General features: G+C 61.8%; 18 protein-coding genes. 8 read left to right on the top strand and 10 right to left on the bottom strand.

The genetic code is table 11. The features are described 5' to 3' along the window. The first annotated feature begins 93 nt into the window (after nucleotides 1–93). A complete protein-coding gene (locus NPS46_RS15915; RefSeq protein WP_274108725.1) occupies nucleotides 94–4953 on the top strand; it encodes an NAD-glutamate dehydrogenase in 4860 nt (1619 codons plus the stop codon). A gap of 90 nt (nucleotides 4954–5043) precedes the next feature. Here the strand turns inward: NPS46_RS15915 and NPS46_RS15910 are convergent, their stop codons facing one another. Together NPS46_RS15910 and NPS46_RS15905 are read right to left on the bottom strand one after the other, a co-directional pair. Next, nucleotides 5044–5307 (bottom strand): DUF4404 family protein, encoded by a 264-nt coding sequence (locus NPS46_RS15910; protein WP_274108723.1) that lies wholly within the window; start codon nucleotides 5305–5307, stop codon nucleotides 5044–5046. A gap of 118 nt (nucleotides 5308–5425) precedes the next feature. Then, nucleotides 5426–5968, bottom strand: coding sequence for a hypothetical protein (locus NPS46_RS15905; RefSeq protein ID WP_274108721.1), 543 nt, complete (start codon nucleotides 5966–5968; stop codon nucleotides 5426–5428). A 178-nt stretch (nucleotides 5969–6146) separates the two neighbouring features. On the opposite strand from NPS46_RS15905, the gene NPS46_RS15900 reads away from it, so the two are divergent. After that, entirely contained in the window at nucleotides 6147–6833 is a 687-nt protein-coding gene (locus NPS46_RS15900; RefSeq protein ID WP_274108719.1) for an MlaA family lipoprotein, read from the top strand. A 61-nt stretch (nucleotides 6834–6894) separates the two neighbouring features. On the opposite strand, the gene NPS46_RS15895 is transcribed toward NPS46_RS15900, so the two are convergent. Then, a complete protein-coding gene (locus NPS46_RS15895) occupies nucleotides 6895–7194 on the bottom strand; it encodes a PilZ domain-containing protein (RefSeq protein WP_274108717.1) in 300 nt (99 codons plus the stop codon). A gap of 252 nt (nucleotides 7195–7446) precedes the next feature. On the opposite strand from NPS46_RS15895, the gene rssB reads away from it, so the two are divergent. Then, nucleotides 7447–8628 carry a two-component system response regulator RssB gene (gene rssB, locus NPS46_RS15890; RefSeq protein ID WP_274108716.1) on the top strand — a complete coding sequence of 394 codons (1182 nt, stop codon included), beginning with the start codon at nucleotides 7447–7449 and terminating at the stop codon, nucleotides 8626–8628. Next, nucleotides 8628–9110: an anti-sigma factor antagonist RssC gene (rssC, locus tag NPS46_RS15885; RefSeq protein WP_274108714.1), complete on the top strand. Its 483-nt coding sequence runs from the start codon at nucleotides 8628–8630 to the stop codon at nucleotides 9108–9110. The genes rssB and rssC overlap by 1 nt, the downstream gene beginning before the upstream one ends. Nucleotides 9111–9181: 71 nt before the next feature. On the opposite strand, the gene tal is transcribed toward rssC, so the two are convergent. From tal to NPS46_RS15870, 3 genes are all read right to left on the bottom strand, one after another. After that, nucleotides 9182–10108 (bottom strand): transaldolase, encoded by a 927-nt coding sequence (tal, locus tag NPS46_RS15880; protein WP_274108712.1) that lies wholly within the window; start codon nucleotides 10106–10108, stop codon nucleotides 9182–9184. Nucleotides 10109–10235: 127 nt separating this feature from the next. After that, nucleotides 10236–11255, bottom strand: a complete 1020-nt coding sequence (gene dusA, locus NPS46_RS15875) for a tRNA dihydrouridine(20/20a) synthase DusA (RefSeq protein WP_274108710.1) — start codon at nucleotides 11253–11255, stop codon at nucleotides 10236–10238. 312 nt (nucleotides 11256–11567) lie between these two features. Then, on the bottom strand, nucleotides 11568–13532 hold the full coding sequence (locus NPS46_RS15870; protein WP_274108708.1) for an acyltransferase family protein: 1965 nt from the start codon (nucleotides 13530–13532) through the stop codon (nucleotides 11568–11570). A gap of 534 nt (nucleotides 13533–14066) precedes the next feature. Here NPS46_RS15870 and NPS46_RS15865 point away from each other — a divergent pair. Both NPS46_RS15865 and aldA read left to right on the top strand, forming a co-directional pair. After that, nucleotides 14067–16247, top strand: a complete 2181-nt coding sequence (locus tag NPS46_RS15865) for a PQQ-dependent dehydrogenase, methanol/ethanol family (RefSeq protein ID WP_274108706.1) — start codon at nucleotides 14067–14069, stop codon at nucleotides 16245–16247. Nucleotides 16248–16307: 60 nt separating this feature from the next. Further along, a complete protein-coding gene (aldA, locus tag NPS46_RS15860; RefSeq protein WP_274108704.1) occupies nucleotides 16308–17741 on the top strand; it encodes an aldehyde dehydrogenase in 1434 nt (477 codons plus the stop codon). 62 nt (nucleotides 17742–17803) lie between these two features. On the opposite strand, the gene NPS46_RS15855 is transcribed toward aldA, so the two are convergent. The 4 genes from NPS46_RS15855 to NPS46_RS15840 form a co-directional block, all read right to left on the bottom strand. Continuing rightward, nucleotides 17804–19735, bottom strand: a complete 1932-nt coding sequence (locus NPS46_RS15855; protein WP_274108702.1) for a sigma-54-dependent Fis family transcriptional regulator — start codon at nucleotides 19733–19735, stop codon at nucleotides 17804–17806. 79 nt (nucleotides 19736–19814) lie between these two features. Beyond that, nucleotides 19815–20162: a DUF2834 domain-containing protein gene (locus NPS46_RS15850; protein ID WP_274108700.1), complete on the bottom strand. Its 348-nt coding sequence runs from the start codon at nucleotides 20160–20162 to the stop codon at nucleotides 19815–19817. 100 nt (nucleotides 20163–20262) lie between these two features. Further along, nucleotides 20263–21768, bottom strand: coding sequence for an amidase (locus NPS46_RS15845; protein WP_274108699.1), 1506 nt, complete (start codon nucleotides 21766–21768; stop codon nucleotides 20263–20265). Between the two features lie 9 nt (nucleotides 21769–21777). Next, complete coding sequence (locus tag NPS46_RS15840) at nucleotides 21778–22824, bottom strand: hypothetical protein (protein WP_274108697.1); 1047 nt, start codon at nucleotides 22822–22824, stop codon at nucleotides 21778–21780. 220 nt (nucleotides 22825–23044) lie between these two features. Between NPS46_RS15840 and NPS46_RS15835 the strand changes: the two genes are divergently transcribed. Together NPS46_RS15835 and NPS46_RS15830 are read left to right on the top strand one after the other, a co-directional pair. After that, nucleotides 23045–24976 carry an acyl-CoA synthetase gene (locus NPS46_RS15835; RefSeq protein ID WP_425312747.1) on the top strand — a complete coding sequence of 644 codons (1932 nt, stop codon included), beginning with the start codon at nucleotides 23045–23047 and terminating at the stop codon, nucleotides 24974–24976. Then, nucleotides 24967–25287, top strand: a complete 321-nt coding sequence (locus tag NPS46_RS15830; protein WP_274108693.1) for a 2Fe-2S iron-sulfur cluster-binding protein — start codon at nucleotides 24967–24969, stop codon at nucleotides 25285–25287. The genes NPS46_RS15835 and NPS46_RS15830 overlap by 10 nt, the downstream gene beginning before the upstream one ends. Nucleotides 25288–25302: the final 15 nt, after the last annotated feature.

Here is a 25302-nt window from a genome sequence, read left to right as displayed (position 1 = left end):
GCACCACCCGGTCGCTCCTGCACCGCGATGCAGGCTCCCGGGGCTACACGCGACGCTTTTCTATTTATAACAAGCCCAAGCGGAGTACCACAGATGGCGTTCTTCACCGCAGCCAGCAAGGCCGACTTCCAGCACCAACTGCAAGCGGCACTGGCGCAGCACATCAGCGAGCAGGCACTGCCACAAGTGGCGCTGTTCGCCGAGCAATTCTTCGGCATTATTTCCCTCGACGAACTGACCCAGCGCCGGCTTTCCGACCTGGCCGGCTGTACGCTGTCGGCCTGGCGCCTGCTTGAGCGCTTCGACCACGCCCAGCCCCAGGTGCGCGTGTACAACCCGGACTATGAACGCCATGGCTGGCAGTCGACCCACACCGCCGTCGAGGTGCTGCACCACGATCTGCCGTTCCTGGTGGATTCGGTCCGTACCGAACTCAATCGCCGCGGCTACAGCATCCATACCCTGCAGACCACTGTGCTCAGCGTGCGCCGTGGGGCCAAGGGCGAATTGCTGGAAATCCTGCCCAAGGGCACCCAGGGCGAAGGGATTCTCCATGAATCGCTGATGTACCTGGAGATCGATCGCTGTGCCAATGTCGCTGAGTTGAGCGTGCTGGCCAAGGAGCTGGAGCAGGTGCTGGCCGAAGTGCGGGTCGCGGTAGCCGACTTCGAGCCGATGAAAGCCAAGGTCCAGGACCTGCTGGTTGGCCTGGATAACAGCCAGTACGCCGTGGATCCGGATGAAAAGGCCGAGATCAAGAGCTTTCTGGAGTGGCTGGTGGGCAACCACTTCACGTTCCTCGGCTATGAAGAATTCGTGGTGCGCGAAGAGCAGGACGGCGGGCATATCGAATATGACCCGAACTCCTTCCTCGGCCTGGCCAAGCTGTTGCGCGTCGGCCTGACCGCCGAAGACCTGCGCATCGAAGACTACGCCGTCAACTACCTGCGCGAGCCGGTCCTGCTGTCGTTTGCCAAGGCGGCGCACCCTAGCCGTGTGCATCGCCCGGCCTACCCGGACTACGTGTCGATTCGCGAGATCGATGCCGACGGTAATGTCATCAAGGAATGCCGCTTCATGGGCCTCTACACCTCGTCGGTGTATGGCGAAAGCGTGCGCGTGATCCCGTATATCCGCCGCAAGGTCGCGGAAATCGAGCGCCGCTCCGGCTTCCAGGCCAAGGCGCATCTGGGCAAAGAACTGGCCCAGGTGGTCGAAGTGCTGCCACGCGACGATCTGTTCCAGACGCCGGTGGACGAACTGTTCAGTACCGTGATGTCGATTGTGCAGATCCAGGAACGCAACAAGATTCGCGTGTTCCTGCGTAAAGACCCCTACGGACGTTTCTGCTACTGCCTGGCCTATGTGCCGCGCGATATCTATTCCACCGAGGTGCGCCAGAAGATCCAGCAGGTTCTGATGGATCGCCTGAAGGCCAGCGACTGTGAGTTCTGGACGTTCTTCTCCGAGTCCGTGCTGGCGCGGGTGCAATTGATTCTGCGGGTGGATCCGAAGAACCGTATCGATATCGACCCGTTGCTGCTGGAGAAGGAAGTGGTCCAGGCCTGCCGCAGTTGGCAGGACGATTACGCGAGCCTGGTGGTCGAGAGCTTTGGCGAAGCCCAGGGTACAGCTGTGCTGACGGACTTCCCCAAGGGCTTCCCGGCCGGCTATCGTGAGCGGTTTGCCGCGCATTCGGCGGTGGTCGATATGCAGCACCTGCTCAGTCTGGGTGAAGCCAATCCACTGGTCATGAGCTTCTACCAGCCGCTGGGCCAGAGTGCCGGCCCGCAGCAACTGCATTGCAAGCTGTACCACGCCGATACGCCACTGGCGCTGTCGGACGTGCTGCCGATCCTGGAAAACCTTGGCCTGCGCGTACTGGGTGAGTTCCCGTATCGCCTGCGCCACAGCAATGGTCGCGAGTTCTGGATCCATGACTTCGCCTTTACGGCGGCCGAAGGCTTGAACCTGGATATCCAGCAGCTCAACGACACGTTGCAGGATGCTTTTGTGCATATCGTGCGTGGCGATGCCGAGAACGATGCCTTTAACCGCCTGGTGCTGACCGCCGGTTTGCCGTGGCGCGATGTGGCGCTGCTGCGTGCCTATGCCCGTTACCTGAAGCAGATTCGCCTGGGCTTCGACCTTGGCTACATCGCCAGCACGCTGAACAACCACACCGATATCGCCCGGGAACTGACCCGGTTGTTCAAGACCCGTTTTTACCTGGCCCGCAAACTGAGCAGCGAGGACCTGGATGACAAGCAGCAGCGTCTTGAACAGGCGATCCTGACGGCGCTGGACGATGTCCAGGTGCTTAACGAAGATCGCATCCTGCGACGCTACCTGGACCTGATCAAGGCTACCCTGCGGACCAACTTCTACCAGGCCGACGCCAATGGCCAGAACAAGTCCTACTTCAGCTTCAAGTTCAACCCGCACTTGATTCCCGAGCTGCCCAAGCCCGTCCCCAAGTTTGAGATCTTCGTCTACTCGCCCCGGGTCGAAGGCGTACATCTGCGCTTTGGCAATGTAGCGCGCGGCGGTCTGCGCTGGTCCGACCGGGAGGAGGATTTCCGTACCGAAGTCCTGGGCCTGGTAAAAGCCCAGCAGGTGAAGAACTCGGTCATTGTCCCGGTCGGTGCCAAAGGTGGCTTCCTGCCACGGCGCCTGCCACTGGGCGGTAGCCGCGATGAAATCGCCGCCGAGGGGATCGCCTGCTACCGGATCTTTATTTCCGGCCTGCTGGATATTACCGACAACCTCAAGGATGGTGCCCTGGTGCCGCCGGCCAACGTGGTGCGCCACGACGATGACGACCCCTACCTGGTGGTTGCAGCGGACAAGGGCACGGCGACCTTCTCCGATATCGCCAACGGCATTGCCATCGACTACGGCTTCTGGCTGGGCGATGCCTTTGCTTCCGGTGGCTCGGCCGGCTATGACCACAAGAAGATGGGGATCACGGCCCGTGGCGCCTGGGTTGGTGTGCAGCGGCACTTCCGTGAGCGCGGTATTAATGTCCAGGAAGACAGCATCACGGTGGTCGGTGTCGGCGACATGGCCGGCGACGTATTTGGCAACGGTCTGTTGATGTCGGACAAACTGCAGCTGGTGGCCGCGTTCAACCACCTGCATATCTTTGTCGATCCCAATCCGCAGCCGGCCAACAGCTTTGCCGAACGCCAGCGCCTGTTCGATCTGCCGCGTTCGGCCTGGTCTGACTACGACACCAGCATCATGTCCGAAGGTGGCGGGATCTTCTCGCGCAGCGCGAAAAGTATCGCCATCTCTGCGCAGATGAAGGAGCGCTTCGCGATCCAGGCCGACAAGCTGACGCCGACCGAGCTGCTCAACGCGCTGCTCAAGGCGCCGGTGGACTTGCTGTGGAACGGCGGTATCGGGACCTACGTCAAGGCCAGCACCGAGAGCCACGCCGATGTGGGCGACAAGGCCAACGATGCATTGCGCGTCAATGGCAACGAGCTGCGCTGCAAGGTTGTCGGCGAAGGTGGCAACCTGGGCATGACCCAGTTGGGCCGGGTCGAGTTCGGCCTCAATGGTGGCGCGACCAACACCGACTTTATCGACAACGCCGGTGGTGTGGACTGTTCCGACCATGAAGTGAATATCAAGATCCTGCTCAATGAAGTGGTGCAGGCCGGGGATATGACCGGCAAGCAGCGCAACCAGTTGCTTGGCAGCATGACCGAGGAAGTCGGCGGCCTGGTGCTGGGCAACAACTATAAGCAAACCCAGGCACTGTCCCTGGCGGCCCGCCGTGCCTACGAGCGGATTGCCGAGTACAAGCGCCTGATGAGCGACCTGGAAGGGCGCGGCAAGCTGGACCGGGTGATCGAGTTCCTGCCGTCGGAAGAACAACTGACCGAACGCGTCGCGGCGGGCCATGGCCTGACCCGTGCCGAGCTGTCGGTGCTGATCTCCTACAGCAAGATCGATCTCAAGGAGGCGCTGCTCAATTCCCAGGTGCCGGATGACGATTACCTGACCCGTGATATGGAAACGGCTTTCCCACCGATGCTGGTGAGCAAGTTTGCCGAGGCCATGCGCCGTCATCGTCTCAAGCGCGAAATCGTCAGCACCCAGATCGCCAACGACCTGGTGAACCATATGGGTATCACCTTCGTTCAGCGGCTTAAGGAATCGACGGGCATGAGCCCGGCGAACGTGGCGGGCGCCTATGTGATCGTGCGCGATATCTTCCACCTCCCGCATTGGTTCCGGCAGATCGAGGCGCTGGACTACAAGGTCAGCGCTGAAACCCAGTTGGCATTGATGGATGAGCTGATGCGCCTGGGCCGGCGCGCGACGCGTTGGTTCCTGCGCAGCCGCCGCAACGAGCAGGATGCGGCGCGGGATGTGGCGCACTTCGGCCCGCACCTGGCGGCGTTGGGTCTCAAGCTGGACGAGCTGCTGGAAGGGCCGACCCGCGAGATGTGGCAGACGCGCTACCAGGCCTATGTCGAAGCCGGTGTGCCGGAATTGCTGGCGCGCATGGTGGCGGGCACTACGCATCTGTACACCTTGCTGCCGATTATCGAGGCGGCGGATGTCACTGGGCAGAATGCGGCGGATGTGGCCAAGGCCTACTTTGCCGTGGGCAGCGAGTTGGACCTGACCTGGTACCTGCAGGAAATCAGCGGCTTGCCGGTGGAGAACAACTGGCAGGCGCAGGCCCGTGAAGCGTTCCGCGATGATGTCGACTGGCAGCAGCGGGCAATCACCATCTCGGTCCTGCAAATGGCCGATGCCCCGCAGGAAGTCGAAGCGCGCCTGGCGTTGTGGCTTGAGCAGAACCAGGCGATGGTTGAACGCTGGCGGGCCATGCTGGTGGAGATCCGTGCCGCCAGTGGCACTGACTACGCCATGTATGCAGTGGCCAACCGTGAGTTGCTCGACCTGGCCATGAGTGGTCAGTCGGGGCTGTAACAGGCCCGGGCAATCTCTGAATAAAAAAACGCCCCGGCTCGTGAGAGTCGGGGCGTTTTTTATGGGGCGGGCTTATGACCTAGGGAGCGTTTAAATGCCGATATTGCCCAGGGTCTGGACAATATTGCGCAGGGTGCCGGCCAGGGCCGGATGCTCCAGTTCGAAACGTTCGACGGCCAGGTTGACGCCATCGGCGAGGCTGCTGTCTGGCGCTGCGGTTTCCAGCTGGATCTGTGCTTCGATTTTCTGCGCCAGTTCGTGCAGATGTTCGCGTTCTTCCAGCGAAAGCGGCGGATTTTGCTCCAGTTGCTCGCGCAGGGTGTCGAGTTGTTGCTGTAGTTCGCGGGCAGGCATGGCGTTTCCTCTCTGAATAGTCTCTGGCATAGACCGTCTAACGGCGCCAAAGGTCGGTGTCTGGCTTTCAGAGTAATCCACCTGCGCGGCCCTTGCATGATCTTGATCAAAGCGTCCGTCAGGGCTTCTCGCCCTTGAGGCGGCGCAGGCCGATATCGGCCAGGCAGGTGTGCAGTTCGCCCAGGGTGTCGATCACCGAATGCACGCCGAGGGCGAACAGCTGCAGGGTGGCCCGGGCGCGCCGCTGTTCGCACTCTTGCGGGCTGAGGTCCTGCCAGTCGCTGGCGGCCGGCGGGCAGGCGGCGAGGCCGATGGTCCAGAGCCCGGCATTGAGCCCTGCTTGCAGCAGTGTCGGCTGGTTGCTGATCAAGATGCAGCCATCGAGGCGGTTGACATTGAGGCCCATCAAGGCCTGCCAGCAGGCGTCCGGCGCTGGCCAGGCGGCGCATTGCGGATGGGCGTTGGCCTGCGGCAGCCAGTCCGGTAGCGCGCAGGTGCTGCTGGCACTTGAAGTGGTGTCGAGCCAGGCGCAGGGAATGCCCAGGTGCCGGACATGGCCAAGGGCGTCGTGGGGCGGCTGGGTGAGGGTGTGGCGTGGATCGCCGAGGCCAAAGAGCAGCGCGGTCGGCTCGGGAATCGTCTGGCTGGCGAGCGGGGGCATGGAAACATCTCTGAAATACCCAGAGGCTAGTAGCCTGAGATGACGATTACGTGACATTTGACGCGTGCTGCGAGGTAAAACTGCGCGGTGCGCTGCCTAAATAGCGGGATGCGTTTATACTCCGCGTTTGGCTAGGGCATAGCGCCCGCTTGTTCAGTATCCTCAAGGAGTTCCTGCTATGCGTTGGATTGACCGCCTAGCTCAATTGTCTTTGTGCGCCACCGTGGTGATGCTGCCAATCGCCGCTCAGGCTGCGGAAGATGACCCGTGGGAAAGCATCAACCGTCCCATCTTCAAATTCAACGATGTGCTGGATACCTACGCGCTGAAGCCTCTGGCGCAGGGTTACCAGTTCATTACGCCGTCCTTTCTCGAGGATGGCATTCACAACATCTTCAGAAACATCGGCGATGTGCGCAACCTGGCCAACGACGTTCTGCAGGCCAAGCCGCGTGCGGCGGGTGTCGACACTGCGCGGCTGATTTTCAATACCACGTTCGGCCTGCTCGGATTCTTCGACGTGGGGACGAAAATGGGCCTGCAGCGCAACGATGAAGACTTCGGCCAGACCCTCGGTTATTGGGGCGTTCCCAGCGGGCCCTACGTGATGCTGCCGTTCTTCGGCCCGAGCACAGTACGTGATGCACCGTCCCTGTACGTCGACAGCTACACTGACCCCTATCGCTACATGGACCACATTCCGACGCGCAACATGGCGATCGGTGTGGACGTGATCGATACCCGGGCCAGCCTCTTGTCAGCCGAGAAACTGATCAACGGCGACAAATACACCTTTATCCGCAATGCCTACCTGCAGAACCGCGAATTCAGGGTCAAGGATGGCCAGGTCGAAGACGACTTCTAGGTCTCGGCCTCTGCCAATAAAAAGGCGACCTGCGGGTCGCCTTTTTTGTACCTGCCGATCTTCAATGCATTTTCAGGATCGACAGGCCAAGCTTCTGGCTGCCGCCGTCCTGGTCATTGGCCCAGACCACCTCGGTCTCGGCCTCAAGGCCTTTGAGGGCGCTGTGGTCGGAGTCGATACGCACACTCAGGCGGTCGCCGACCTTGAATGCGCGAGGCGCCTGAACCTGCATGCCGCTGCTGGAAAGGTCCACGCAGACCGCTGCAATCACCTGGCCAGCATGGATTAGCGTGATGTCGGCATCGACGCGCATCCGGATGTAATCCCGCTTTTCACTGTAGTCGCGATCACTTTGACTCATGGGGCCGTCCTACGATTGAGTTGTGGTTCTGCGTGTTCTTATAACTCCCGGTGATTTGCACTGTAAAGAGCATGAGCCGACCCTGTGCATGAGCTTGAAACCCCCAGCGGATGGGAGTACCGTCTGCGCCTTAGAAGGGCACCTCTGATCCGTGAATTTGGATCCAGGGTGGCTAGAAAGCGAATCCAGTAGAGTGCGCCAGGGCTAAGCCCGGCCGTCTACGCCAACCTAATTCTGGCGCCGTTTGCCCACATGCAGAAAACCAGTGCCACGCTGCTGATAATTGACGACGACGAAGTAGTGCGCGCCAGCCTTGCGGCCTACTTGGAAGACAGCGGTTTCAGCGTTCTTCAGGCCAGCAATGGCGTGCAGGGACTTGAGGTGTTCGAGCAAGCGAAGCCTGATTTGGTGATCTGCGATTTGCGGATGCCCCAAATGGGCGGTCTTGAGCTGATCCGTCAGGTTTCCGAGCTTGCCCCCCAGACCCCGATGATTGTCGTATCCGGCGCCGGCGTGATGAACGACGCGGTCGAGGCCTTGCGCCTGGGCGCTGCCGATTACCTGATCAAGCCGTTGGAAGACCTGGCGGTGCTGGAGCATTCGGTGCGCCGGGCGCTGGATCGAGCGCGCCTGCTGCTGGAAAACCAGCGTTATCGCGAAAAACTCGAGACTGCCAACCGTGAGCTGGAGGCCAGCCTGCATTTGCTGCAGGAGGACCAGAATGCCGGGCGCCAGGTGCAGATGAATATGCTGCCGGTCAGCCCCTGGAGCATCGACGAGTTCCAGTTCGCGCACCAGATTATTCCGTCGCTCTATCTGTCCGGTGATTTTGTCGATTATTTCCGGGTCGATGAGCGGCGTGTCGCATTCTACCTGGCTGATGTCTCCGGCCATGGTGCGTCTTCGGCCTTTGTCACCGTGCTGTTGAAGTTCATGACCACGCGGCTATTGTTCGAGTCCAAGCGTAATGGCACCTTGCCCGAGTTCAAGCCTTCGGAAGTGCTCGGCCATATCAACCGCGGGTTGATCAACTGCAAGTTGGGCAAACACGTGACGATGGTCGGTGGCGTGATTGACGAAGAAACCGGGCAATTGACCTACAGCATTGGTGGGCACTTGCCGCTGCCAGTGCTGTACACGCCCGATAGCGTGCGCTATCTCGAAGGGCGTGGTTTGCCGGTGGGGCTGTTCAATGAGGCCACCTATGAAGACCAGGTGCTTGATCTGCCGGAAAGCTTCAGCCTGACGCTGATGTCTGACGGGATCCTGGACCTTTTGACTGAACAGACACTCAAAGAAAAAGAGGCTGCCTTGCCCCAACGGGTCAAGGCAGCAGGCGGTAGCCTGGATGGCTTGCGCCGGGTTTTTGGATTGGCCACGCTAGGGGAGATGCCGGATGATATCGCCCTGATGGTGTTGAGCAGGAATCTTTGATGAGTACCGGTAGAATCCAGTTCGCCGAGCAGGATGGCACCTTCGTCCTGAAGTTTGTCGGTGAAGTGCGCCTGACCTTGTGTTCCGCGCTGGACGCGACGATTGAGCGGATCTTCACGGCCTTGAATTTCTCGGCGATCGTGATCGACCTGACCGAAACGCGCAGTATCGACAGCACCACGCTGGGCTTGCTGGCCAAGCTGTCGATCCTCTCGCGGCAGAAGGTGGGCCTGCTGCCGACCGTGGTGACGACCCATGAGGACATCACTCGCCTGTTGCAGTCGATGGGTTTCGATCAGGTGTTCAACATCGTTGATCGGCCGATTCCCTGCCCTGAATGCCTGACGGACCTGCCGTCCCAGGATCAGTCTGAAGAAGTGGTGCGGGTCAAGGTGCTCGAAGCGCACAAGATCCTGATGGGGCTCAATGACTCCAACCGCGAGGCCTTTCACGACCTGGTCAACGCGCTGGAACGCAGCTGAGCCAAGGCTGACACCCGCGCATAAAAAAGGGCGACCCTACCGGGTCGCCCTTTTTGCATTTGGCGTAGTGCTTAGCGCTTGGCTGCGAGCAAGGCCTCGAGCTTTTCCTGGTCGCGGGCAAACTGGCGAATACCTTCGGCGAGCTTTTCGGTCGCCATGGCATCTTCGTTCGATGCCCAGCGGAAAGCGCTTTCGCTCAGGCTCTGGCGTGCTTCACCAGCGTTGCCAGGGGCCAGGCGGCGTTGCAGGGTGCCTTTGTCCTCGGCCAGTTGCTTGAGCAATTCAGGGCTGATGGTCAGGCGGTCGCAGCCGGCCAGTTGCTCGATCTGGCTCAGATTGCGGAAGCTGGCACCCATGACCACAGTCTTGTAGTCATTGGCTTTGTAGTAGTTGTAGATGCGCGTTACCGACTGTACGCCCGGGTCTTCGGCGCCAACAAACTCATTGCCGGTGGCCTTTTTATGCCAGTCGTAGATACGGCCGACAAAGGGCGAGATCAGAAACACCCCGGCGTCGGCGCACGCCACCGCCTGGGCGAAGGAGAACAGCAGGGTCAGGTTGGTCTGGATGCCCTTGCTCTCCAGCTGCTCTGCCGCACGGATACCTTCCCAGGTGGACGCGATCTTGATCAGTACGCGGTCGCGGCCAATGCCGGCCTGTTCGTACAGATCGATCAGGCGTTCTCCGCGCTCGAGCATGGCGGGGGTGTCGAACGACAGGCGGGCATCGACTTCAGTGGAAATGCGCCCGGGAATGACCTTGAGGATTTCCTGCCCCACCGAGACGCCGAAGCGATCGCAAGCCAGGCCCAGGTCGCCGCCGGACTCGTTCATCGCGGCATTCAGCAGCTCGGCGTAGCGGGGCATGGAGGCCGCCTTGAGCAGCAGCGAAGGGTTGGTCGTGGCATCCACGGGCTTGACCTGAGTGATCGCATCGATATCGCCGGTATCGGCAACCACGGTGGTGAACTGCTTGAGTTGATCCAGCTTGGAAGTCATGAGTCTGCTCTGTCCTGTGCGATGCGGTGACATTACTTGAGCTGTGCCAAGGCCTCAAGGGCGCCTCTGAAATGCGCGTGAAGATTCGATTGGCAATTGCCCCCTGGGTTCCATGCGGGGGGGGCGGCTAGCGACCTTCGAGCAATAGCCCGGCCTGGTCGAGCAGGGCCAGTGGGTCCTGGGTCTTGTGAATATCCACCGACAACAACTGGCGGAAGCGTCGCGCCCCGGGGAAACCCTGGCCCAGGCCCAGCATATGGCGGGTGATATGGTGCATGGCGCCGCCAGCCGCGATATGCGCGGCGATATAGGGCCGCATGCGCGCGAGGGCTTCGGCCCGGGAAATCACCGCAGCGGTACTGGCGAACAATTGCTGGTCGACTTCGGCCAGCAGATAGGGATTGTGATAGGCCTCGCGGCCCAGCATGACCCCATCGAAGGTCTGCAGATGCGCGTGGCACTGTTCCAGGGTCTTGATCCCGCCGTTGAGAATGATCTCCAGCTCGCTGAAATCCTGCTTCAACTGCGCCGCCACGTCATAGCGTAGAGGCGGGATATCGCGATTCTCTTTAGGGGACAGCCCCTCCAGAATCGCGATGCGCGCGTGAACGGTGAAGCTGGTGCAACCCGCATCGCGCACGGTGCCGACAAAATCGCAGAGCTGGGCATAACTGTCCCGCCCATTGATCCCGATGCGATGCTTGACCGTGACCGGAATCGCCACCGCATCGCGCATCGCTTTTACACAATCGGCGACCAGTTGCGGATGGCCCATCAGGCAGGCGCCGATCATATTGTTCTGCACCCGATCGCTGGGGCAGCCGACATTCAGATTGACCTCGTCGTATCCAGCGGCTTCGGCCATGCGCGCGCAGGCCGCCAGATCCGCGGGAACACTGCCGCCCAGTTGCAAGGCCAGCGGATGCTCAGCCTCGTCATGACGCAGAAAGCGCTCATGATCGCCATTGAGCAGCGCCCCGGTGGTGACCATTTCGGTATAGAGCAGGGCATTGCTGGAGAGCAGGCGCAGGAAGTAGCGGCAGTGGCGATCGGTCCAATCCATCATCGGCGCAACGCTGAAGCGGCGGGATGGCTCGGGGCGTGTCTGCGCGGGCTTTGCAGTGGGTTTTGGGGGGCTTTCGTTCAAAGTGTCTTGCACCGTTTCTCGGGTGTTTTTGGCGTGATGTACCACCCTGGAGTCGACTCGTACCATTTTCCCATGGCAACGATCAGAGTGCGTAAAAGGGGGCGAAGGTGCTGTAAATGGCAGTGTTCGGGCCCACATCAGTCGTGATAGGCCGCTATTCTATCAAGAGCCTCGCAAATTCGCCTGCCTGTAGGGTGCGCTGATTTTCCTCAAGTGGGGGAGGCTGAGTCGAGGGCCAGGGCCCGCCGGTTGCTACCGGCGGGTGTGGTTGTGCGGGATGTCATCGAAAAGCCAGGTGGGAGCCGGGTGGCTTCACTTGGCTTCCTGGTTGATTTTTTCTCGAAGAGAAATGGCGCGTCCTAAGAAGGCGGAGCCTGTGTAGGAAAGATGGCCAGCGTCTCGGTAAAGCGGGGCGTTGTTGATGTGTGTGGTGCAAAATGCCGAATTGCACAGGTACGAGTCGAAACGGATAACCCCAACATTGTTTTTTAGTGAGGCTTCTGTCAGGAGTGCTTTCGTTTCTTTACTTCTCGCGTTGTAGTCTTTGACTGCGATATTGCAGTTGTCCGTGCCCAGAGAAAATAGATTATTTGCGAACCTTTCCAGACAAATCGAGGTGTCTCGTCCGTTGGAGGGGGGCGGGGCGATAATTACGACTTTTTTTCCTGACGCCCTGATTGCATCAATGGTTTTCGTCAGTCCTTCTAATGTTTCCGCTTTTCCAGTGCTGATGAGTTGGTATGAATTGTTGTTGTAGTTCTTTTTGAGTAACTCGTATTCGTCGGATAGGTAAGAAGCGAAAGGGCTGGCCAGTACCACGGTGTGTATTGATGTCGATTTGTTCAGGTAATCAACGACGGAGTCGTTGAATGCGATGCAGGTTTCGGCCCAAGATTGTGTAAGGCTGGCCTCGACTCGTTTGTTCGCCAATCCGAGTAAGGGGGCGCACGAAGATTTGGTCGCTTGAATAATGAGTGGCTTTGTTTCTTCGCTTTGAATTATTCCAGGTACGATGTGCATGGCAAATGAGTCGCCCCATACCAGGATCTCTGGAGCTTCAGCGTTCGTGCATTCGGGCTGTGCTTTAAAGGTGCCTTTGAAGTTGCATGACTCTGCGAGCCCATAATTGGGGCGGGCCAAGTATGTATAGTTGAGGTCGCTTTTGAATAGTTGCGGCAGTGCAGATGCGATCACAATCAGCGTCAATGTGCTGGTCGCGATATAGAGCAGTGAAGCCTTTGTCGGGAGTGTGCTCTTGTGCCGCAGGGGCTCTTCAATGAAACGGTGCAAAAGCCAGGCTAATAGCAGTGAAAGTGCAATGAGCCCAATACGGATGAAAAGAGCGCGATGATCATCAGCGTCACCAATCCAGATATTGTTGAAAAACGCAAAAATTGGCCAGTGCACTAAATAGAGTGAATAGGATATATCGCCAATTTTGCTGGTGGCTTTTATTGCCACGCCTTGTGATAAACGCGGGTGGTTTCGTAGCAGGACGACTAAGGTGGCCGCGCAAATAATCAGTGCGCCAGGGCCGGGGTGAAGGCTGCTGTAAGGGATGAAGGGGAGTGAAACCAGGGCAATGAGTGCGGGCCAGAATGCAAGCTTCAGGAAGGCCTTGAGGTGGTCGCCCTGTATGATAAGCGCTCCCAGGGCCCCGATAATCAACTCCCAAGCTCGAAAGGGGAGTAAGTAGAAAGCCGCAGTGGGTTTGAGTTGCACCATTAAGAAGCACAGTAACAGGCTTGTCAGCAGTGCGAGCACAGCCGCTTTTAACCAAAAGCGTCGAGGTATGAAGAACAACATGGCGGGAAGAACCAGATAAAATTGTTCTTCGATGGCCAGTGACCAGGTGTGCAGCAATGGCTTGAGCTCTGCACCTGCTGCAAAATAGCCACTTTGACGCCAGAGTACGATGTTGGACGTGAAGGTGACGGCTCCAAGCACCTGCGTACGCAAGTCATTCAGGGCAGCGCTGGTCAGAATAAAAGGAGCCAGAATCAGCGTGAAGAAAAAAGTAACGTAGGCGGCGGGCAACAGTCGCTTGGCACGACGCCAGTAGAATTTCGAAAATTGAAAACTTCCTCTTTCAATTTCGCTTTTTATAAGTTGTGTGATCAGGAAGCCTGATATCACGAAGAAGATATCAACTCCGAGATACCCATTTGCCAAAACTCCAAGCTTGGCGTGATACAACAGAACTATTAATACTGCGAATCCTCGGAGCGCCTGTATATCTATTCGCAGAGGGCGTGGGCTGGGTAATGTATTATTCATTGCTCGACTATTATGGGTGGTGTGAAATTATTTGAGTGGTTAGACGGTACAGGTTACTGCGGCGTGGATTACGTTGATGGGGATTGCCTTTGGTCAGCGAAGAGTTGACTGCGCAATAGATCGATCGCACTTAAGGTAAAGAGGGGTGCGTATTCAGCCTTCAGCCGTCTCGCCAGGCGCATTGATGCGGATCTGGCTGGCGGATTCTACCATCACGACCTGCGCTGAGCGTCGAGATGTTTCGATGTATAGGGTCGGCGAAAAGCTTCGTCATCGCTCCTGTGGCCCGGCCCTTTAGGGGCGACCTGCTAGGGGCGACCGGCTAGGGCGAGCCGCTGCCACATCTGTCCCGCCCCTGTAGCGCTCGGTGCAACACCTGTAGCGTTCGCCAGAAGTCCAATCAAGCTCCCCATATCTCGCCAGGCCCTGCAGATCAAGGCTTTCAGCTTTATCTGCCGAGGCTGGCATGGCCGTTGCTCTGTCTCTGTTGCGCAGCGAAAAGACCGCGCCACTAATAAGAACAGGACAAACCCCATGAGACAGATTGGCCTTGCCTCGCTTTCCGGCGCTCGTTCCACGGTCGCCGGTATCCCTCTCAAATCCCTGGCTGGTGCTTTGTTGTTGAGCCTGGCCGGCACTTGTGTCCAGGCCGTCGAGCTACCGGCCAATGTCGACAGCAAGCGCTTGATTGCCGCCGACCAGGAACCCGGCAACTGGATGAGCACCGGGCGCACTTATGACGAGCAGCGCTACAGCCCGCTCAAGCAGATTAGCGACCGGAACGTCGGCCAGTTGGGCCTCGCCTGGAGCTACAAACTGGACTTGGATCGTGGCGTGGAGGCCACGCCTATTGTGGTCGATGGCGTGATGTACACCACCGGGCCGTTCTCGGTGGTCTATGCGCTGGATGCACGTGACGGCAAGCTGATCTGGAAGTACGACCCACAGTCCGACCGCAACCGTGCCGGCGAGGCTTGCTGCGATGCGGTCAACCGTGGCGTGGCGGTGTGGAAGGGCAAGGTCTATGTGGGCGTGCTCGACGGCCGCCTGGAGGCTATCGACGCCAAGACCGGCCAGCGTGCCTGGTCGGTCGACACCCGGGCCGACCATAAGCGCAGCTACACCATTACCGGCGCGCCCCGGGTGGTCAACGGCAAGGTGGTGATCGGCAATGGCGGCGCCGAGTTCGGCGTGCGCGGTTATGTCACTGCCTATGATGCCGAAACGGGCCAGGAGGCCTGGCGTTTCTACACCGTGCCGGGCGATCCGAAATTGCCGCCGGAAGGCAAGGGGATGGAGATCGCCGCCAAGACCTGGCACGGCGATGCCTTCGTCGAACAGGGCGGGGGCGGGACGGCCTGGGATTCGTTTGCCTTCGATCCCGAGCTGAACCTGCTGTATATCGGCGTCGGCAACGGCTCGCTCTGGGACCCGAAATGGCGCAGCCAGGCCAAGGGCGACAACCTGTTCCTGTCGTCCATTGTCGCGGTCAATGCCGACACCGGCGAATACGTCTGGCACTACCAGACCACTCCGGGCGACGCGTGGGACTACACCGCGACCCAGCACATGATCCTGGCCGAGCTGCCCATCGACGGCAAACCGCGCAAGGTGTTGATGCAGGCGCCGAAGAACGGCTTCTTCTATGTGATCGACCGGGCCACCGGCGAGCTGTTGTCGGCCAAGGGTATCGTGCCGCAAAGCTGGACCAAGGGCATGGACATGAAGACCGGCCGGCCCATCGTTGATGACGAGAATGCTGCCTATTGGAAGGATGGCAAGCGCAAGCTGGTGACCCCGGCGTTCTGGGGTGCCCATGACTGGCAACCGATGTCCTACAACCCTAACACCGGGTTGGTGTATATCCCGGCCCATATCATGTCGGCCTACTACGAACACATTCCCGAGGCGCCCAAGCGCAACCCATTCAAGAGCATGTACCAGTTGGGCCTGCGTACCGGGATGATGCCGGAGAATGTCGATGGCTTGCTGGAAATGGCCAAGGGCTGGTCGGGCAAGTTGATCGCCTGGGACCCGGTCAAGCAGCAGCCGGCCTGGGAAGTGCCCTATGTGACGATCTTCAATGGCGGCACCCTGAGTACTGCCGGCAACCTGGTGTTCGAGGGCAGCGCTGATGGCCGCGTGATTGCCTATGCCGCCGATACCGGTAAGAAACTCTGGGAGCAACCCGCCGCCAGTGGCGTGATGGCGGCGCCGATCACCTATAGCGTCGACGGCGAGCAGTACGTGACCTTTATGGCCGGCTGGGGTGGGGCGTTCTCCACGTTTGCCGGGGCGCTTTCGCTACGGGCCGGGGTCCAGCCGTTTTCCCAGGTGTTGACCTACAAGATCGGCGGCACCGCCAAGCTGCAGGAACCGGCGCCACGTCCCGATACGCCCAAGCCACCGCCGTTGGGCAGCGATACGGCGGCCATCGAAGCCGGCGCGAAGCTTTATGACGGTTACTGCTCGCAGTGCCATGGCATCCATGCGGTCAGCGGTGGTGTGCTGCCGGACCTGCGCAAGCTGACGGCGGACAAGCACCAGATGTTCCTCGGCATTCTGTTCGGTGGCCGAGTGCCCGACGGCATGCCGTCCTTTGCCGATGCCTTTACGCCCCAGCAGGTCGACCAGATCCACCAATACCTGATCAAGCGCTCCCACGACCTGCAGGACGAAGGCGCGGCCTGGAAGCAGTTCAGCACCCAGCAGTAAGCCCCGCGACCGGCTGCCTGGCTGGCCGGTCGCGCCATCCCCGACAAGAGAGACGCGGATATGAGTGACGCCATCTACCAGAACTACATCGCCAATGCCTTTGTCACCAGCGATGAACACCTTGAGGTGCATAACCCGGCCAACGGCCAGTTGCTTGGGCGTGTGCCCCAGGGCAGCAGCGCCGAGGTCGAGCAGGCCATTGCCGCCGCCCGCCAGGCCCAGAAAGCCTGGGCGGCGCGCCCGGCCATCGAGCGCGCAGGCTATCTGCGCAAAATCGCCAGCAAGGTCCGTGAGCACGGCGAGCGCCTGGCGCGGGTGATTACCGCCGAGCAGGGCAAGGTGCTGGAGTTGGCCCGGGTCGAGGTGAATTTCACCGCCGACTACCTCGACTACATGGCCGAGTGGGCGCGGCGCCTGGAAGGCGAGGTACTGAGCAGCGACCGGGCGGGGGAGAGCATTTTCCTGTTGCGCAAACCCCTGGGCGTCGTGGCCGGGATTCTGCCCTGGAACTTCCCGTTCTTTTTGATCGCCCGCAAGATGGCGCCGGCCCTGTTGACCGGTAATACCATCGTGATCAAGCCCAGCGAGGAAACCCCGATCAACTGCTTCGAGTTCGCCCGCCTGGTGGCGGAAACGGATTTGCCGGCCGGGGTGTTCAATGTGGTGTGTGGTACGGGGACAACGGTTGGCACTGCCTTGACCAGCCATCCGGGTATCGACCTGATCAGTTTTACCGGTAGTGTTGGCACCGGCTCGCGGATCATGGCCGCCGCCGCGCCGAATATCACCAAGCTCAATCTGGAATTGGGTGGCAAGGCGCCGGCCATTGTCCTGGCGGATGCCGACCTGGATCTGGCCGTCAGGGCCATTACTGCCTCCCGAGTGATCAACACCGGGCAGGTGTGCAACTGCGCCGAGCGGGTCTATGTCGAGCGCAAGGTGGCCGATGCGTTTATCGAACGTATTGCCGCGTCCATGGCCGCGACCCGCTATGGCGATCCGCTGGCGGAGGACGGCCTGGATATGGGCCCGTTGATCAATCGGGCGGCGCTGGACAAGGTCGCGCAGATGGTGCGCACTGCCAGCGGGCAGGGTGCGCAGATCATCACCGGTGGGGCAGTGGCTGACCTCGGGCAAGGCTTCCATTACCAGCCAACGGTACTGGCCGGTTGTTCCGCCGAGATGGAAATCATGCGCAAGGAAATCTTCGGCCCGGTTCTACCGATCCAGATTGTCGATGATCTGGACGAGGCCATTGCCCTGGCCAACGACAGCGAATACGGCCTGACCTCATCCATCTACACTGCCAGCCTGAGCGCGGCCTTGCAGGCCACTCGCGCGTTGGACTTCGGCGAGACCTATATCAATCGCGAAAACTTCGAAGCCATGCAGGGCTTCCATGCCGGGACGCGCAAGTCGGGTATCGGCGGCGCTGACGGCAAGCATGGCCTGTACGAATACACCCATACCCACGTGGTATATATCCAGGCCTGACGACGGGATCCCCCTCCAAAAAGCCCGGGCCGTGCAAGCGGCCCGGGCTTTTTGGCAGGGGCCTAGAGGCGGTCGTTGGGTTGCACCAGGCGGTGTTTTTTCATCTGCCGATAGAGTGTCGAGCGGGCGACGCCCAGCTCGCTGGCCGCCGCACTGATATTCCATCGATGGCGACGCAGCGTCGCCAGCAGGCGCTGTTCTTCCGGTGCGTCGGGGTCGGGTTGATCGGGTACTCGCTGGCGGTTTGCCAGGGCCTGCACAGCACCTGGCAGCAGTTCGCCGGGCAGGCAGTCCAGATCGATGCAGCCGTCCTCGGCCAGTGCCGCGCCATAGCGCAGGGCATTGAGCAACTGGCGGATATTCCCCGGCCAGGGCGCGTCGAGCAAGCACTGATGGGCCTGGGCCGTAAGGCGGACCCCCGGCGCCTGGCTGTCGAGCAGTTGCTGGATCAGTTGCGTCCGGTCGCTGCGCTCGCGCAGGGGCGGCAGGCTCAGGTGCATGCCATTGAGGCGATAGAACAGATCCTCGCGAAACCCCTTGTCGCGCAGCATGCCGGGCAGGTCCTGGTGGGTCGCACAGATCACCTGGATATCCAGCGCCACCGGCGCCTGGGCGCCGAGCGGAGACATCTCGCGCTCGGCCAGCACGCGCAATAACCGGGTTTGCAGATGGGCCGGCATATCGCCGATCTCATCGAGAAACAGCGTGCCGCCATTGGCCAGTTCCAGCTTGCCCTTCATGCCTTTTTTCTCGGCGCCGGTAAAGCTGCCTCCCCGGTAGCCGAACAGTTCGCTCTCGATCAGGCTCTCGGGGATCGCCGCGCAATTGAGCGCGACAAAGGGCCCGCCGTGGCGGGCGCTGGTCTGGTGAATGGCGCGGGCAAAGGCCTCCTTGCCGGTCCCGGTCTCGCCGGTAATCAGGATGGCGATGTCTTTGTCGATCACTTTGCGTAGCCGCCGCACCGCTTGTTGCAGGGCCGGGTCGCCGCCGGCCAGTCGGTCCAGGTCGGGGTGCCGGGGCCGTTGCGCCTTGGCGGGCGCCGGTGCCGGGTGATGCTGTGCCGAGGGAATGCGCAGGCTCAGGTCCAGCAACGCTTCGTCATGCCGGGCGCGCAGGCGCAGGCCGCGTCCGCCGCCCTGGGTCAGGCGCAGTAACGCGTCCACGCCCATGGGCAGCAACTGGTCGATCAGCCCACCCAGCAGGGCCTGCCCATGGGGTCGGTCATGGGCGACAAAGGCGGCTCGGTTGGCGCCGATCACCCGGCCGCTGTCGTCCAGGGCCAGCAGTTGTTCATTGGCCAGGTCGGCGATTTCGTCAATGGGCTTGAGTGAGAGGGTCAGGCGATCCCGATAGCTCTGGCGAAAATGCGCATTCTCGATCAGGCGGGCATAGAGGATCACCAACTGTAGCGTCAGGTACTGGCTTTCCTTGGGCCCGTCGCTGTTCAGGCAGGTGGCGTTCAGGCAGCCCTGCAGCAGGCCCTGGGCATTGAAGATCGGCGCGACGGAACAGCTCAGGCGTGCATTGGCGGTCAGGAAATGCTCCTCGCGGTGGATGATCAGTGGCTCGACAGCGGCCAGGGTGGTGCCAATGCCATTGGTGCCGGCGATGGATTCGTCCCAGCGCGCCCCGACCACCAGCCCCGAGCGGATATAGGGCTCATGTTGGGCCGGCAGGCGGGCGTCAAGGGTGATGCCGTGCTCGTCGCTGAGCAGCACCGCGAAGCCGGCCGGGACCACCCGCCGGGCTAGGCCGCTGACGCCTTGGCTGGCGATATCGAGGTACTGCTGGTGTTGCTGCTGATGACGACGGATATCCTCGGCGCAAAGGATATCCAGGCGGGTGGCGGTGCCAGGGTCGAGCCGGTGCTCCATCACACTGCGGTACCAGGACTGGGCAATCAGCCCGTCCGGGCGGATACGCCGTTCGGGGAAGTGTTCGTTGACGAAGGCGGCGAGTTCGCTCGGGTGGGTCTGCGCGCTGTGCCGAGTCATGGATGGCTCCCGTCTGGCGTGCCGTTGCAGGGGGCACGGCGATCTTGTTATGGGGCGACGAGCCGCTGTCGCCAGGCGCCTAAGATAGACCCTGGCGGCGGCCAGCGCCATGGCCGCAAGCCGCGCGAAATCCCTCGACCACCAGATAGAGCAGCGGCCCGAGCGAGACAAAAACGGCCGTCAGCAGCCAGTACGGCAGCAGCGAGCGCCATGAACGGCCTTTGGCACGGGCATCGCGGTACATCCAGATCCCGCCCAGCCCGGCCATCAGGTACAGGTCGATCACGACCTGGGCGGTGTCGGGGCGGGCGAGTAGTTCGCGGCCAAATTGCAGCAGGGACTGTTCGGCGTGTACCAGCGTGAACAGCGTAAAGCTGCCAAACGCCAGCAGGGCAATAAGAGCGGCGAGTGTCGGGTAGCGGGGCATGGCGAGGCTCCTGGCAGGGCCCGCGGGCGGGCGTCGGTGATGAGCTTTCACCCTAGCCGCGGGCAGGCCCGCGGCTCAATGACCTGCCAGGTCATGAGTGCTAGGTCGGGTAGGCCATGGCAGGCAGGCGATGCATCCAGGGCTGGGCCCGCTCCAGCTGCGCGGCCAGTTGCAGCAGCAGCCCCTCCTGACCGAACGGCGCAATGAACTGCACGCCCAATGGCAGGCCTTCGGCGGTCCAGTGCAGCGGTACGCTGATCGCCGGGGTGCCGGTCAGGTTGGCCAACTGGGTGAATGGCACATAGCTGAGGTTTTGTCGCGACAGCTCGTTCAGCGGCTTTTCCATCAGGCCCAGGCGGGCCAGGACGCCGAGCAGCCCGCTATTGAGCAGCCAGCCCAGCAGGCGCTCCTGGCCGGCGGGCATCTGCGCGGCGGCGTGGGGTGCGGGCGGGCAGGCCAGGGTAGGGGTGAGGAACAGGTCATGACGCTGATGGAACTCGCCCAGGGCGCGGGCGAACTGGTTCCAGCGTCGATGACTGCGTACATAGTTGCCGGCGCGAGTGGCGTTGCCAAAGGCTTCGAGCAGACGGGTCGCGAGTTCGAAGTCGGCGCTGCGGGCGCCGGCTTCACGGGCTTCGGCCAGGGTCGCGGCGACCTGGCCGAAGTACATGTCCAGGTAACAGCGGGCGAGGGCATGGCCGTCGTATCGTGGTTCGGCCTCGATCACCTCGTGGCCGAGTTTTTCCAGCAACCGCACGGTGTGCTGGACGGCGGCGATGGCCTCTGGATGGACCTCGGTGTCCAGAGGCGAGCGGGTGCTGAAGGCGATGCGCAGGCGGCGTGGTTCCTCGCTGAGCAATGCGCGAAAAGACTGGGCGGGCGGGGCAATCACGAAGGGCTCGCCGCACGCCGGGCCGGCCAGGACGTCGAGGGCCAGGGCCGAGTCGCGCACGCTGCGCGAGACCACCAGATCGCTTGAGGCGCCTTCCCAGATCTCGCCGCTGGCCGGTCCACAGGGCACCCGGCCACGGGAGGGGCGTAGGCCCAGCAGCCCGCAGCAGGCCGCCGGGATGCGGATCGAACCGCCACCGTCATTGGCCCCGGCCATGGGGACGATCCCGGCGGCCACCGCCGCGGCCGAGCCGCCGCTGGAGCCGCCCGGTGTGCGCGTCAGGTCCCAGGGGTTGCGGGTGATGCCGAAGGCCTGGGGATCGGTAAAGCCCTTGAGGGCCAGCTCCGGGGTATTGGTCTTGCCGATAATGACCGCGCCGGCGTCCAGCAGGCGCTGGACCACCGTCGAGTGGCTGGCGGCAACGTGGTGTCGAAAGGCCCGGCTACCATTGGAGGTCGGCAGCCCGGCATAGTCCTGCACCGCGTCCTTGATCAGCACGGGCACCCCGGCCAACGGGCCCTCCAGGGTCTCGCCCACGCGCTGGCGGGCCTGTTCAGGCATGGGCCGATTGACGGCGTTGAGCTGGGGGTTGAGGCGTTGTAGCTGGGCCGTGGCCAGGGCCAGCAACTCGGCGGCGCTGACCTCGCCACGCTGGACCAGATCGGCCAGCGCCGTGGCGTCGGCCTGCAGGTACTGCTGCACACTCAGGGTCATTGAAAGGTCCTAATAGAGGTTTTTCAGGTCGTGCTTGACCACCGCATCGACCACCAGTGTAGTGGCCTTGCCGAGCAGACCCCGGCCATTCATATGTTCGGAAAGCATTTTCGGGAACGACGGGACATCGCTTTCGCGCAGATGGGTGTCGGTGCACCAGAGCCCGGCCTCCACCAGTTCAGGGCAGTGGTTGAAGGCAAAGCGTTCGACTTGCAGGGCAATCGCCACCACCGGCACCTTGCCATTGACCGCCAGGGGTTCGAGCTGGCTGCGCTCGGCGGTCAGCCAGGCGCTGCCCGTCACCGACAGCACGGTGCTGCTGCCGGGAATCAGGAACGCGGCGGTGGCTGCACCGGCCTCGATGATATTGCTCAGCGTGCAGGCCACCTTGTTGCCCGGCCGCTCGGGGATCAGCAGGGTGCGTCGATCGGCGGCCAATACAAAACCTTCCGGATCGCCCCGGGGCGACAGCTCCGTGGCCCCGGCGCCGTTATGGCTCAGCACCAGCAGATAGGGCGAGCGGGCGATAAAGCCCAGTGCCTCGTCCGAAAGCTCTGCACCTGCGGTCGCGCCGCTCGGCGTTGGCTCTGCCTCACGTGGCTGCCAGAACTGCGCGCGCACCTTGGCCCGGGAGCAGTGCAGGAACAACGCGGCGGCGCGAAACTCCAGGCGCGCGCCCTGGGCGTCCGGGACCCAGCGGGCATGGCCATTGGCGCGCAAGGCGAAGCCAATGCCGGGCAGGATGAAGTAGAGGCTGCAGGCCAGCGCCTGGCTGTTCTCCAACACGGTCGGCAGAGGTTTTTCCGTTGGCCAGGCCAGGGCGATCCGATCCCCCTCGGCGACGGCTACCGGCTGGTCGCGCAGATTGAAGAACGTGATATCCAGCCGCGGGTCGAGAAAACCGACCGCGCAGACCGAGGCTTTTTCGATCAGGGTCAGGCAATAGTCGTCGATCTGGGTCTGCAGCCTTTTCTTCATCATGGCCGGCGGCTCGGCAATCAGCTTGCGCAGGCTTTTGACCGAATCGATTCGCTGGGCCGGGGCATTTCCGAACATCTGCAACCTCCTGCTGGCATGGGCTCTTTTCGGCACGATGCTAGGGCGCGAGGAGGCGGCTGAACAGGGCGTGGGGGATCACTGCCATGGCGTTTGGTTGCAATCTGCAGCCCAGGGAAAAATGAGCCCGAACGCCGCGTAACTGACTCCGGGCGCCATGCCCCTGGCGGCTGGCCGTTCCTAGAATCGACGGCCTGGAACCCGCTGAAGGAGACTTCCCTTGATGCTGCGAACCCTTGCCGATATCCACGCTCTGGAGCGTACCCCGCTCGAACAGCACGACCTGCCTGCCAGTACTTACGAGATGCTGCTGCGCAGCGCGCGCCGCCATGGTCCGCGCCCGGCGCTGTCGTTTTTCGCCAGCATGGCCACGCTGGACCAACCCAGGACCTGGAGCTACAACGGCCTGCTCAGTGAAATCCATCGTTTTGCCAATGCCCTGCATAGTCGCGGCTACGGTGCCGAGGACGTGGTGGCCTATGTCCTGCCGAACGTGCCCGAGACCCATTTCGTCCTGTGGGGGGCCGAGGCCAACGGCATCGTGCTGGCGATCAATCCACAGTTGAGTATCGAGGCGATGGGCCAATTGCTGCACGCGGCCCAGGCCCGGGTGGTGGTGACCTTGAGCGGCGATCTGGGGGCCAAGGTCCGCCAGGCGCTGACCACGGTGAGCGCGGCGCGCTTGTTGATCGAGGTCGGCCAGGAGGCGCCTGCGAACGCCGAGCCGGCCTACAACGCCCAGGCCGAGCCGGTGGAAGTTGTCGGGTACGCGCGCTTCGTCGAACACCAGAATGAGCGGTGCCTCGATAGCCAACGCTGCGTGACTGCTGAGGCGTTGTCCTCGTATTTCTGCACGGGCGGAACCACCGGTTTGCCGAAGATTGCCCAGCGCGAGCAGCGCAACGAGGTCTTTGATGCCTATGCGATGAACCTGCTGATGGGGGGCGCGCTGGGGCCTGGCAAGAGTCTGTTCTGCGGTTTGCCGCTGTTCCATGCCAATGCCCAACTGGTCACCGGCCTGGCGCCCTGGGCTGCCGGCGCCCATGTGGTGCTCGGCACGGCCCAGGGCTATCGCGGGGCTGGGGTGATCGAGGGGTTCTGGCGCATTGTCGAGCGCTACCGGATCAACTTTTTCAGCGCGGTGCCCACGGTCTATTCGGCGCTCCTGCAGCAGCCCAGCGCAGGCTTCGAGATCGGCTCTCTGGAGGTGGGCATGTGTGGCGCGGCGCCGATGCCGGTGGAGCTGTTTCGCCGGTTCGAGCAGCACACCGGCATTCGTATCCTGGAAGGCTATGGCCTGACCGAAGGCGCCTGCGCCAGCAGCCTTAACCCCATGGCCGGTGAATCGCGGATCGGCTCCATCGGCCTGCGCTTCCCCTATCAGGCGATGCGCGCGGTGCAACTGGACAGCGACGGCAACTACCTGCGTGACTGCGTGTGCGACGAGATTGGCGTTATTGCCCTGTGTGGGCCGAATGTCTTTCGCGGCTATCTGCAGGCCGAGCATAACCGCGGCATCTGGTTGGAACTGGGGGATGGCCAGCGCTGGTTCAATACCGGCGACCTGGGCCGGGTCGATGCCGACGGCTATTTCTGGCTGGCCGGGCGGCGCAAGGAGCTGATTATTCGCGGCGGGCACAATATCGATCCGTTGCTGATCGAGGCGCCGCTGCATCGCCATCCCCGGGTCGAGCTGGCAGCGGCCATCGGCCGTCCCGATGCCCATGCCGGCGAGGTGCCGGTGGTGTATGTGAAGGCCCGTCCGGGGAGCACCGTCACGGCGGCCGAGCTACTGGACTACCTGACCGAGGAGATTGCCGAGCCCGCCGCGCTGCCCAAGCGTCTGCTGCTGGTCGATGAGTTGCCGCTGACGGCCATCGGCAAGCTGTTCAAGCCGGCCCTGGTGATCCGTGAAATCGAGGATGTGGTGCGCGAGATGGCCAGCGCCCATGGTGTGCGGTTGACGGCGCTGGCGGTACAGCAGGATCCGCGCCACGGTTACCGGGTCGAACTGGTCGTGGCGCGCGCATCGCCGGCTTTGGCCCAGGCCCTGGGCCGCTTTGCCTTTTGTACCGACATTCTCCCAACCCACCCCGAAGCCCCGGCGCCTGACGCCATCACCCCCCTAGAGGAGCAGCGTGTATGCCCGTAATCCAGGTTACCGAACTCGACGGTCGCATCGTCTCGATTGAAGGCCAAGTTGGCGAAACCCTGATGGAGGCCCTGCGCAACGGCGGTTGCGACGACCTGCAGGCCATCTGTGGTGGCGCCTGTTCCTGCGGCTCCTGCCATGTCTATATCGCCCAGCCAGGTTTCGAAGCGTTAGGCTCGCGGCATGAAGGCGAGGAAATGCTGCTGGGCGATTCCGACTACTTTCAGTCCCATTCCCGCCTGTCCTGCCAGGTGGTACTGACGGCGCAACTGGCGACATTGCAGGTGACGATCGCGCCGCCCGAAGGTTAGTGGCATCGGGCTATT

Source organism: Pseudomonas putida (assembly GCF_028682395.1).
GTDB lineage: Bacteria > Pseudomonadota > Gammaproteobacteria > Pseudomonadales > Pseudomonadaceae > Aquipseudomonas > Aquipseudomonas putida_AB.
The sequence above is the reverse complement of the archived record's forward strand: the minus strand, read 5'-3'. Positions and strand labels throughout refer to the sequence as shown.

Bases quoted from the DNA above. Each gene is read 5' to 3' on its own strand.
- NPS46_RS15850 (WP_274108700.1), bottom strand. From the start codon at position 20,162: ATGCCCCGCTACCCGACACTCGCCGCTCTTATTGCCCTGCTGGCGTTT.
- NPS46_RS15855 (WP_274108702.1), bottom strand. From the start codon at position 19,735: ATGACTCGGCACAGCGCGCAGACCCACCCGAGCGAACTCGCCGCCTTC.
- NPS46_RS15830 (WP_274108693.1), top strand. From the start codon at position 24,967: ATGCCCGTAATCCAGGTTACCGAACTCGACGGTCGCATCGTCTCGATT.
- NPS46_RS15865 (WP_274108706.1), top strand. From the start codon at position 14,067: ATGAGACAGATTGGCCTTGCCTCGCTTTCCGGCGCTCGTTCCACGGTC.
- NPS46_RS15905 (WP_274108721.1), bottom strand. From the start codon at position 5,968: ATGCCCCCGCTCGCCAGCCAGACGATTCCCGAGCCGACCGCGCTGCTC.
- aldA (WP_274108704.1), top strand. From the start codon at position 16,308: ATGAGTGACGCCATCTACCAGAACTACATCGCCAATGCCTTTGTCACC.
- tal (WP_274108712.1), bottom strand. From the start codon at position 10,108: ATGACTTCCAAGCTGGATCAACTCAAGCAGTTCACCACCGTGGTTGCC.
- NPS46_RS15870 (WP_274108708.1), bottom strand. From the start codon at position 13,532: ATGAATAATACATTACCCAGCCCACGCCCTCTGCGAATAGATATACAG.
- NPS46_RS15900 (WP_274108719.1), top strand. From the start codon at position 6,147: ATGCGTTGGATTGACCGCCTAGCTCAATTGTCTTTGTGCGCCACCGTG.
- NPS46_RS15840 (WP_274108697.1), bottom strand. From the start codon at position 22,824: ATGTTCGGAAATGCCCCGGCCCAGCGAATCGATTCGGTCAAAAGCCTG.
- NPS46_RS15895 (WP_274108717.1), bottom strand. From the start codon at position 7,194: ATGAGTCAAAGTGATCGCGACTACAGTGAAAAGCGGGATTACATCCGG.
- NPS46_RS15915 (WP_274108725.1), top strand. From the start codon at position 94: ATGGCGTTCTTCACCGCAGCCAGCAAGGCCGACTTCCAGCACCAACTG.
- rssC (WP_274108714.1), top strand. From the start codon at position 8,628: ATGAGTACCGGTAGAATCCAGTTCGCCGAGCAGGATGGCACCTTCGTC.
- NPS46_RS15845 (WP_274108699.1), bottom strand. From the start codon at position 21,768: ATGACCCTGAGTGTGCAGCAGTACCTGCAGGCCGACGCCACGGCGCTG.
- NPS46_RS15910 (WP_274108723.1), bottom strand. From the start codon at position 5,307: ATGCCTGCCCGCGAACTACAGCAACAACTCGACACCCTGCGCGAGCAA.
- rssB (WP_274108716.1), top strand. From the start codon at position 7,447: ATGCAGAAAACCAGTGCCACGCTGCTGATAATTGACGACGACGAAGTA.